Origin of the sequence: Methanothermococcus sp. (assembly GCF_015523155.1) — an archaeon.
Lineage (GTDB): Archaea > AGJL01 > Methanococci > Methanococcales > Methanococcaceae > Methanofervidicoccus.
Genome location: NZ_WAKW01000040.1, coordinates 1 through 9541, shown reverse-complemented (window position 1 = coordinate 9541; position 9541 = coordinate 1). Strand labels below are relative to the sequence as shown.

General features: G+C 29.1%; 13 protein-coding genes. 4 read left to right on the top strand and 9 right to left on the bottom strand.

The features are described 5' to 3' along the window. Nucleotides 1-181 precede the first annotated feature (181 nt). The 3 genes from F7B34_RS04255 to F7B34_RS04245 are packed head-to-tail and all read left to right on the top strand — an operon-like array spanning nt 182 to nt 2083. On the top strand, nt 182-571 hold the full coding sequence (locus F7B34_RS04255) for a DUF126 domain-containing protein (protein WP_292460598.1): 390 nt from the start codon (nt 182-184) through the stop codon (nt 569-571). An 18-nt stretch (nt 572-589) separates the two neighbouring features. Then, nucleotides 590-1312, top strand: coding sequence for a metal ABC transporter ATP-binding protein (locus tag F7B34_RS04250; RefSeq protein ID WP_292460597.1), 723 nt, complete (start codon nt 590-592; stop codon nt 1310-1312). A 9-nt stretch (nt 1313-1321) separates the two neighbouring features. Beyond that, the gene (locus F7B34_RS04245) at nt 1322-2083 is read left to right on the top strand and encodes a metal ABC transporter permease (RefSeq protein ID WP_292460596.1); all 762 of its coding nucleotides are present in this window, start codon (nt 1322-1324) and stop codon (nt 2081-2083) included. A 32-nt stretch (nt 2084-2115) separates the two neighbouring features. Here F7B34_RS04245 and F7B34_RS04240 read toward each other — a convergent pair whose 3' ends face one another. The 5 genes from F7B34_RS04240 to F7B34_RS04220 form a co-directional block, all read right to left on the bottom strand. Beyond that, complete coding sequence (locus tag F7B34_RS04240; protein ID WP_292460595.1) at nt 2116-2301, bottom strand: 30S ribosomal protein S27e; 186 nt, start codon at nt 2299-2301, stop codon at nt 2116-2118. A gap of 22 nt (nt 2302-2323) precedes the next feature. Next, entirely contained in the window at nt 2324-2605 is a 282-nt protein-coding gene (locus F7B34_RS04235; protein ID WP_292460594.1) for a 50S ribosomal protein L44e, read from the bottom strand. After that, nucleotides 2562-3158, bottom strand: a complete 597-nt coding sequence (locus tag F7B34_RS04230) for a hypothetical protein (RefSeq protein ID WP_292460593.1) — start codon at nt 3156-3158, stop codon at nt 2562-2564. The genes F7B34_RS04235 and F7B34_RS04230 overlap by 44 nt, the downstream gene beginning before the upstream one ends. A gap of 64 nt (nt 3159-3222) precedes the next feature. Further along, nucleotides 3223-3966 carry a DNA polymerase sliding clamp gene (locus F7B34_RS04225; RefSeq protein ID WP_292460592.1) on the bottom strand — a complete coding sequence of 248 codons (744 nt, stop codon included), beginning with the start codon at nt 3964-3966 and terminating at the stop codon, nt 3223-3225. Between the two features lie 166 nt (nt 3967-4132). Next, complete coding sequence (locus tag F7B34_RS04220) at nt 4133-5020, bottom strand: selenium metabolism-associated LysR family transcriptional regulator (protein WP_292460591.1); 888 nt, start codon at nt 5018-5020, stop codon at nt 4133-4135. A 164-nt stretch (nt 5021-5184) separates the two neighbouring features. On the opposite strand from F7B34_RS04220, the gene F7B34_RS04215 reads away from it, so the two are divergent. Further along, nucleotides 5185-6153: a hypothetical protein gene (locus tag F7B34_RS04215; RefSeq protein ID WP_292460590.1), complete on the top strand. Its 969-nt coding sequence runs from the start codon at nt 5185-5187 to the stop codon at nt 6151-6153. A 224-nt stretch (nt 6154-6377) separates the two neighbouring features. Here F7B34_RS04215 and F7B34_RS04210 read toward each other — a convergent pair whose 3' ends face one another. From F7B34_RS04210 to F7B34_RS04195, 4 genes are all read right to left on the bottom strand, one after another. Next, nucleotides 6378-7907, bottom strand: coding sequence for an FIST N-terminal domain-containing protein (locus tag F7B34_RS04210; RefSeq protein ID WP_292460589.1), 1530 nt, complete (start codon nt 7905-7907; stop codon nt 6378-6380). Between the two features lie 145 nt (nt 7908-8052). Then, nucleotides 8053-8397: a roadblock/LC7 domain-containing protein gene (locus F7B34_RS04205; RefSeq protein WP_292460588.1), complete on the bottom strand. Its 345-nt coding sequence runs from the start codon at nt 8395-8397 to the stop codon at nt 8053-8055. Between the two features lie 86 nt (nt 8398-8483). Next, nucleotides 8484-8957 (bottom strand): ATP/GTP-binding protein, encoded by a 474-nt coding sequence (locus F7B34_RS04200; RefSeq protein ID WP_292460587.1) that lies wholly within the window; start codon nt 8955-8957, stop codon nt 8484-8486. Between the two features lie 9 nt (nt 8958-8966). Further along, the coding region (locus F7B34_RS04195; RefSeq protein WP_292460586.1) for a H(2)-dependent methylenetetrahydromethanopterin dehydrogenase-related protein at nt 8967-9541 on the bottom strand (575 nt) is incomplete at its 5' end.

The following is a 9541-nucleotide window of genomic DNA, read 5'->3' as shown; positions in this document are numbered from 1 at the left end:
CTATATATGTAAAGAAATATTTTTAATAAGATTAATATATATGATTAAATAATTATAAATATTCAAAATATTTAATAACTGTTTCTATAATATAAAAAATATTTTTTATAGTTATTTAAATTTAATTTTAATATATTTAATCTTTTAGTAGTAATATATGTATGGTGAATTTATGGAAATCATTGAATTAAAGGGAAGAAGTATATCAAAAGGACTGATTAAAGCCGAAGCTATTGTTTCAGATGTCCCCATATCATTTTTAGGTGGTGTAAATGAAGATGGCATTATTATAGACAAAGAAAATGAATTATACGGACAAAGCATTGCTGATAAAATATTTGTTTTTCCAACTGGTAAAGGAAGCACTGTGGGTTCTTATGTAATATATGGACTTGCAAAAAAGGGAATTTTAAAAGGCATAATAAACAAAGAATCCGAACCTATTGTTGCCACAGGTGCCATACTTGGAAAAATTCCAATGGTTGATAAAATAGATATGGGCAATATAAAAACTGGTGATATGGTATTAATTGATGGAGATAATGGGATAGTTAAAATTTTTAAAAAATGATAAATAGGACTGGTTCCCATGATAAAAAATAAAAAAGATGAAAAAGATAAAATAATATTAAATGTGGAAGATTTAAATGTAATATTGGGAAATGAAAGAATAATTGAAAATCTATCATTTAAAGTAAAAAAGGGAGAATTTTTAACAATAATTGGACCAAATGGCTCAGGTAAAACCACACTTTTAAGGGCATTATTTGGAATCTTGCCTTATGAAGGAAAGGTGGAATGGAGAAAAAATGTTAAAATTAGTTATTTACCCCAAAGATTATCTAAAAAAGATTTTTCATATGTGCCCATATCAATAAAGGAATTTTTTAAATTCAAAAATGTTTTGGATGAAGATATATTGAACATGTTAAATAGCGTTGGACTTGAAAATTCTAATAATCTTTTGGATATGAATCCAGATGAGCTCTCAGGGGGACAATTTCAAAGAATGCTTGTTGCGTGGAGTTTAATTGACAACCCAGATGTTTTGCTTTTTGATGAGCCTACAACTGGCATAGACATTGGTGGAGAAAAGACAATATATGAACTGCTCTATAAATTTTGGAAAGATAGGAATCTTACTATACTTTTAATTACCCATGATCTAAATATAGTATTTGCCTACTCAACAAATTGTTTATGTCTTCACAAAGAAAAAAAATGTTATGGACCTCCAAAAGAGATTCTAACGCCAGAAAGATTGCAGGAAATATATGGAACAAAAATTAAATTCTACAAACATACTCACTAAGGGGTTAATATGCAATTTATTTTAAGCGTAATTACTGTGGTGTTTATAGGAGGGATTGCAGGCTATTTAGGTTCTTTAATGCTAACAAAAAGAATGGCTTTGGTTGCAGGACCCATTGGACATTTAGCACTTCCAGGTGTTGCACTGGCATTGGTCTATAATTTTAACATATTTTTCGGAGCTCTGTTCTCAATAGGGGTTGGTGCATTAATTATATGGCTTTTTAGTTTGAGGTCTAAAATACCCATGGAGGCTTTAACAGCAATAGTTTTTGCATCTGGTGTTGCATTGGGTTTTTTGTTTTTGCCTTTATCTCATGCAGAAGAGGCTTTGATTGGAGATGTTAATCAAATAACCATGTTTGATACAGTATTAACAGTTTTTCTGTCATTGACAGTATTTTTTGTAATTAAAAAAATATACAATAATCTTATATTGTCTGAAATTTCAGAGGAATTGGCTGCAAATTTAAATGTGGATGTAAAAAGATATAATCTTATATATTTGGTGACCATAGCAGTTATAGCAGCAATGGAGGTTAAAATAGTTGGTATTCTGCTAACCGCAGCACTTGTAGCTATTCCTGCTGCAATTTCCAGAAATTTAAGTAAAAATTTGAATCAATACGTTTATATTGCCATATTTAGCGGAATAATTTCATCGATAATAGGGTTATTTCTATCTAAGATTACAGGCATTCCAACAGGTCCCCTTATCATACTGACCTTATTTGTTTTCTTTTTAATATCGTTAATATTCGTTAAAAAATAAATAAAATAATATTAAATATTACAATTTTTAAGTTATTCTAAAACTTCCAATATTTTTGCTTTAATTAATCCTTTTGAAGCTTTTGGTTCAGCAAGTGTTTTTCCGCATGTTATACATTTTACAACTGTTGCTGGACATCCGAATATTACCTGCTCTGTACCGCAATCTGGACACTGGATTCTTAAAAACCTACTTCTTGGTTTTTGCACTAATGCCATTATTCCACCTCTGTAATTAATATTATTCTACCAATTCAAAAATTCTTGCTCTAAATCCACCGTTGCTTCTTACGTGCATTTTTCCGCATTCTGAACATTTGTATCTTAAATCCAATTTTTTAACTGGCTTAGCACCACTTGGTAAAGGTCTTGGGTAACCTCCGTATCCAGCAGTAACTCTTCTGAACTGCCTTTGACCCCAAGTTAATTCACTTGCTTTTCTCTTTTTTGCTCTTTCTACTGTATGAATTGTATGTTTTTTACAGTATGGACAGTATCTTTTTATCTTTTTTTTCATCTTCATAATATACACCATTTATTTTTTTAACTATATTGTGTTTTTCCAAAATTCTTGAAATTTTCTTGTTTAATGTAATTATATCGTTTTTATTTAATATATGGGTGGATTTCCCATCTGTAAATTTTGGGAACCTTGTAATTACTCTTACAATATCAATATCGTTTTGAGTATTTATAAGTTTTGGTTCTGAATGTGATAATTTCCTGTCTATATATTGAAACTCTTGATATTTATCTAAATTACTATCTTCTTTTAATTCATAATTTGCATCTTTTATATTATCCTTAAAATCATCATAGTATTCAATATCTTCGATTAATTTTAGGAGCTCTTTTTCCTCTTCAAGAAGATTATTTCTATCTCCAAAAAATGCCTTATATAATCTCAACTTTCTCAACTGTTTAATATAATATTTTATTCGTTTAAGTTCTGTTTCATCATCATGTTCTTGATTTTTTATATAATCTTTAACCATATCATAAAAATTATTCGGTAGTTTCAACAAATCATCGTTTTTTAACTCATTAAAAAATGTATTCATTATTTTTTTATACATAATTTCACACATGGTTTATAATAATAAAAAATTACCTTAATTAAAATATTTAATTAATATTTAATTATGTTTCTATCCTTGGAGCAAGAAGGAATAATATCCTTGCATTTTCTATGCCATACTCTATTTTTACAGGCATGTCAGAGCCGAGATATATATGCAAAACATCATCTGATGATGTGGCCTTTGTAATGTCTTTTAAATAGGACAGATTAAAAGTGCTTCTTGAGGATTCCGTAATTTTTAAATCCAATACAGATTCACTATCCCTTGTATAGACTGTCTCGCTTTGATTTATATCTCCCTTTGAATAAACTATAAACTTACCATCTTCACTTATTTTCAAGGAAACATGGTCATTGACTAATTCAGCATCCTTTAATGCTTCGACAAATGCACCTGCTTTAATCATCACTTCATTTGGATATTCTATGTCAGGAACTTTAAGATTTGTCGAACTCACATCATAAAGTGAGACTGAAAACTTCCTTACAGCGTCATTTTTAAGAATAAGATTTAGTTTATTTTTTTCTTCGTCTAATTCCAATGTGAGCTTTTCGTTGGATTTCGCCCTTCCCATTATTTTTTTAAGGGCTTCCAAATCAACCCCTATATCATGAACATCAGAGATATATTCTTCAAAAGTGTCCTTTGGGATATCCACACTCACCAATGCAACATGGGATGGATCCATTGCACTAGCCTTTATACCATTTTCATCTACTTCAAAGCAGATTTCATCTACCAAATTGCTTGTAGCATCTATAATTTTTTTAAAATCTTTTGCATTAATTGTGGCTTTAAACATTATTTCACCAAAAAATTATTTATGTCCTATCTATGTGTATATATCTATATCTTTTATATTACCTATAAATCATTTGGGTGTTGCACATGAAAAATATAATTAATCTAAAACTAAAAAAAATATTATATATTTATATTATAAAAATAAATCGATATTTTTATTATTTTTATTGACCCACAAAATCCCAGAATGATTTTACAGCACTTGGATTTCTGGGTTTTCTACCCTTAACTAAATATAAATATCTCGTTAAGTCCAAATCTTCTATTGGAACGATTTTTACTAATCCTGCTTCCGCAGCTTTTTTTGCAGGAATTTCTGATACTACACTTACCCCATATCCTTCTGAAACCGCAGTAATTACTGAGGAATGACTACCTAAACTCATTATTGTATGTAAATCCATCATTGAATACCCCCTTTCAGTTAAAGCTTTTATAAGTATCTCTCTTGTTCCTGAACCCTCTTCTCTATCTATATAGTCTTCTTTCAAAATATCTGAAAGTTTTGCCATACCTTTTTTAGCGAGATGATGATTTGGTGGCACTATTAAAACCAGCCTATCTTTACCTATGACAACACTTTCATAGCTTTTATCATACATATTTCCCACTGCAATGATATCAACTGCACCAGTTTCCAGTAGTTTAAAACATTTTTCTGAATCGGTTATCTCTATATTAAAATCAACATCTTTGAATTTTTTTTTATATTCACTTATTATGCTAGGTAACAAATGTTCTCCTGGTGTAGTGCTTGCAGCAATTCTAACGGTACCTTCTGGATGTTCGTGGAGTATTCTCATGTGCTGTTTTGCATCGTTTATGTGGTCGAGTATTTTTTCAGCCTTTTCGTAGAGTATCTTACCTTCGGGGGTTAAATCCACACCTTCTGGAGTTCTTAAAAACAGCTGAGCATCGAAATACTTTTCAAGAGCGGATATATGATTGCTAACCGTCCCTTGGGTAACTCCCAATTTTTTTGCAGCTTTTGAAAAACTTCTTGTTCTTGTAGCGGATATAAATGTTTTAAAATAACTAACCTTTGGGTCCATACAATCACCAAATTATTTTATTAAAACTAAAATGTAAAACCTATTCAAAATATTATGTATATTATTAGAAAAACTAATATATATAGTTATTCTATAGGTAAAATATAAAGAAGAGAATATAATTTATTTATAACTTAACTTAAATAAACTTTAACGGTGATTTAATGATAATTCCTCATAGAAAACCCTGTTTAGAAGGTAGATTAAATGTTGAAGGAAACATTGAAGAGTTAAAATATGCAATAAATGATTTACTTCGTTCTAAAAAAAATATATCTATTACTCCCTCCGGGAATGCTGCCATATATATTGCCTCGAATATAATATATAATCTGATAAATCCATCATCTTCAAGCAACTGTAATATTCTTGTTCCAGATATGGGGGGATGGAAAGGTTTTATGGTTTATCCAAAAATGTTTAATTTTAGCATTGTAAAACACCAAACAAACTATGGTATTATAGATACAGATGGATTAGATGAGGAGTTTAAAAAAAATAATATATGTTCATTGTTTTTAACAACCCTTGCAGGATATTTAGCACATCAACCTATAAAGGAAATAAAAAAAATATGTGAAGAAAACGAAGTTATACTTGTGGAGGATATTTCAGGAGGTATTGGTGGAGATTGTGGATATGGAGATATAGTGGTCTGTTCAACAGGCTCCCCAAAAATAATAAATTGTGAGTATGGAGGGTTTATAGGTATAAGCGATAAAATAAATGAACAATTAATTGAAAAAAACAAAATAAATAATTTAAAAAACCTGTTAAAAACATACAAAGTTCCAAATATCTATGGTTTAATGAAGGAAGAAACCATCAAAGCAAAAAAAACATATAAAAAATGTGTTATATTTTCAAATATTTTAAAGGATGAATTTGAAAATGCCTATTTTAAGAATAACGAAGGAGTTTGCGTATTTTTAGAATATAACAATCCAAAAGAAATATCTAAAAATATAAACTCCGTTATAAAACTAGATAATGGCAAACCTATAATTACAAAATGCCCCATATATGAAAGAATATTAAAAAATGGCATAGTAGTTGAAATAAAAAAAATGGATGTTCTAAATATCTCTGAGGAAGATATTTATGAAGTTGTATCAAATCTTAAAATTATGTAGATATTAAAAGGGAAAGTAGTAAATAATCCCTTTTATATAATTTTAAATTTACCCTCCCTAGTTATTTTATTAGTTATTATCTATTTTGAAATTTAATGCTGGTACTAATAATATTTTTTAAATACTATATGCACCACCCATATTTCATTATATACAATATCATATATATAGTTTTCCATTTTTTATTTCAAAAATAGTGAAATATAATGTAATATATTATATAGTTAGAGATGAAATAATAATTCCTCTCTTTTTTCTTTTTTAAATTGATATTGATTTTCTAATTCTATGTGTATTTTTTTCAAAACTTCTTTTAGATTGTCTATATAAAACATCTTTGGTTTATTACCATGTGATTTTATTATACCCTTTTCTTCCAAATGATTCAATGTAGCATATAACTTAGTTTGAGATATATTTAATCTATTCAATAGTTCTCTTGCACTCAATCTTGAATTCATTAACTCCAATATTATATCGAGTTCTTCATCAGAAAATTCAAAATATTTTAAAGCTTTTTTCCAATCAATGTCATCACTACATTCTGATTCAAACGCTACACCAACAAATGTTAATGTATTATGAAATCTCAATATATCCTTTACAATACTTTCCCCATAGCATAAAAATCCTACATAGTTTTTATTATCTATATCTAAATTATATGATTTGTTGCTAAACCATTTTTCAAAATCATTAGAAACAAGTTCAGCACTGTATTTTGGATTTTTTATAAATTCTCTACAAATACATTCAGCAATAAATATGAAAGGTTTTTTAAAATCTTTTAATTTAGAAATTTCTCGAGATAATGACTCAGATGTTTTTTCAGGAGTGGTTTTCATGAGTACCAAAAATGTTCCTTCATTTACTTCATGTTTGAATCTAAGATAGCCATTTTCAACATCATTTAAAAATAAAATTCTATAATTTCCATAGGCATCCTGAACACCCAGCGGATATAATATCGTAAAGTCGAGATTTTTAAATTCATAAGGGGTATATCTTTTAATCTCATTTACTGGAATACCTGAAACTTTACTTATCATATCCATATATACATCATATGCAGGTTTTCCGTTTAATTCATAAATTATATTTCTTTCTGCCTTAGTTATTCTTGCATAATACTCTGTTGGTTCATACCCATGGCCACATAATATTTCGAATTTTTTTCTATGTGATATTACCCCCAATAAAACATGCCCTGATAATACTTTATCTTGGTATATCTGATATGTTTTATCAAATTTCAAATCATCACCAGCAGTGCCACCAATAATTGGAAATGAAAGTTTTTCAGCCAATCCATTTATTACATCATTTTCACTATCTGCATTCCAATCATGAAATACAAATCCTAAAAAATTTTCATCTATGTCTATTTTTGGATATTTAATTTTTAATTTTTCTTTGACATCTTCTGCCAATGAACTTCCAACATCTATTGGATTCCCTTCTACTTTTCTATGTCCAATGGCTACCTTGCAATTCTCATCAAATGCTATCAATAGAACACCATTTTGCTTAGTATATCCTTTTTCAGAGAATTCTCCTGCTGTGGTGCATCCTATTAAATTACTCACATCAATGTGTGTTTTTAATCCAGTTATTAGCTCTTCAATATCGTCTTTTTTTGTGATGGATGTTAATAATATCATTAAAGACGGATTTTTTATTTTATTATTCAATTCTCTTGCCAATTCAATACCGTCTTTAAAAGGTTTATTAATTTCTTTATGAATGTAATACATATTTTCCCCCTATTTTTATATATTTAAATATAAGTAAAATAATATAAATAGTAGAGTATTATAAAAATAATATATAATATTTACTATAAAATTTCTATTTATTAATTGAGAAATGAGGATATGGAAAATTGAATAAAAAATTAAATTATAATGCACTTTTAACCTTTTCAGTGCTTCTCTTCATGGATATTCTAATTAATCCTAAATTTACTTTGGCATCGGTTAAAACAACCAAAATGCCTTCTCCTGCATCAGTCATTAATGTTTTCCCATATTCTCCCTCAATCATCATCTGTTGAAGGGTTCCTTGATTTATCTCTGATGCCGTTCTCTCAGCAGAACCATATGCTGCTGATGCCATAGCACCAATTAATTCTGTATCTATACCTGATGGCATTTGGGATGCAATTACAAGTCCATCCTTGCCTACAACCATAGAACCTTTTATACCTTCGGTTTTGTTCAAATCTGACAGTATTCTATCTATCATGATTTCACCATTTTTTTATATGTTATTTATAATTTATAATTTTTTCATATTTATATATTTTTTATATTTTGGGAGTATAATGGTTATTATATACTAGCTAAAATATTCTTTAATTTATCAAATCCATTACAATTTAAAGCTGAACCCTCAACAATGGGGGGGTTATTGGGGCATAACCCTTCAATTTCTTTTTTTACGGCCTCGAGATTTTTATCATCTGCAATATCTATTTTATTTATAAATATGATATAAGGTATTCTTTTGGAATATAATTTATCAATTATTTTTTTATCCAATTCACTTAGTCCAGTGGCGGCATCTAAAACCAGTAATACAAAATCTACCCCATTTAATGCCAATTCTCTCATAAATTCAAACCGTTCTTGTCCAGGAGTGCCAAATAAATGTAATTTTTTTCCATTTATTGTAATATTACCATAATCGATTGCCACTGTGGTTCCGTTATGTTCTACTTTACCTATATTTCCAATTAAATTTTCCATTAATGTGGTTTTTCCCACATCTTTGGAACCCATGACAACAATTTTTATTTCTTTCATAATACTCCCTTAATCCGTGAATAAATTTTTCATACTTCGTTTAATAGCCCCATTTGCCGCAGCTCCTCCAATCAATGTTTTAATTTCTTTCACAAGTGCCTGAGCTGCAACAAGTGTCGTTGGATTTATTGTTGCATTTTGGGATTCACTTAATAATTTTTCATCTAAATTATTTAATATAGCTAATGCATCATCTAAATCTTTCTGTTCTTCCAATAAATGCATGGATGATGCACTTCTTACGAGTAATTCTGGATTTATGGCTTTTAAAAGCCCCTTAACTCCTGAGGTTTCCACAAGTGAAGCCATTGTTTGAAGCGTCATGATAATCTGCTGTTCAATCATTTTTTCAGGAGCTCCTATAACATTTTTACCTACACCATAATAATCTAAAACACCAGCTAGTGCAACAGCAGTTACAAGAGAACCCATGTCTGCAACAGAGGATGAAACATCAGCAGGAACCACATAAGCTTTTTTATTGGCACTTTCCGCCAGTTCAACACATTTTTTTATCTGCTCATCAGTGGCATAATTTGTTCCATCTGTTGAAGTTCCGCTTATCACATAATGGCTATGCTGTG

Coding starts and splice junctions, on each gene's coding strand:
- F7B34_RS04235 (WP_292460594.1), bottom strand. CDS start 2,605: ATGAAGATGAAAAAAAAGATAAAAAGATACTGTCCATACTGTAAAAAA.
- F7B34_RS04220 (WP_292460591.1), bottom strand. CDS start 5,020: ATGGACCCAAAGGTTAGTTATTTTAAAACATTTATATCCGCTACAAGA.
- F7B34_RS04230 (WP_292460593.1), bottom strand. CDS start 3,158: ATGTATAAAAAAATAATGAATACATTTTTTAATGAGTTAAAAAACGAT.
- F7B34_RS04240 (WP_292460595.1), bottom strand. CDS start 2,301: ATGGCATTAGTGCAAAAACCAAGAAGTAGGTTTTTAAGAATCCAGTGT.
- F7B34_RS04250 (WP_292460597.1), top strand. CDS start 590: ATGATAAAAAATAAAAAAGATGAAAAAGATAAAATAATATTAAATGTG.
- F7B34_RS04205 (WP_292460588.1), bottom strand. CDS start 8,397: ATGATAGATAGAATACTGTCAGATTTGAACAAAACCGAAGGTATAAAA.
- F7B34_RS04210 (WP_292460589.1), bottom strand. CDS start 7,907: ATGTATTACATTCATAAAGAAATTAATAAACCTTTTAAAGACGGTATT.
- F7B34_RS04200 (WP_292460587.1), bottom strand. CDS start 8,957: ATGAAAGAAATAAAAATTGTTGTCATGGGTTCCAAAGATGTGGGAAAA.
- F7B34_RS04245 (WP_292460596.1), top strand. CDS start 1,322: ATGCAATTTATTTTAAGCGTAATTACTGTGGTGTTTATAGGAGGGATT.
- F7B34_RS04225 (WP_292460592.1), bottom strand. CDS start 3,966: ATGTTTAAAGCCACAATTAATGCAAAAGATTTTAAAAAAATTATAGAT.
- F7B34_RS04215 (WP_292460590.1), top strand. CDS start 5,185: ATGATAATTCCTCATAGAAAACCCTGTTTAGAAGGTAGATTAAATGTT.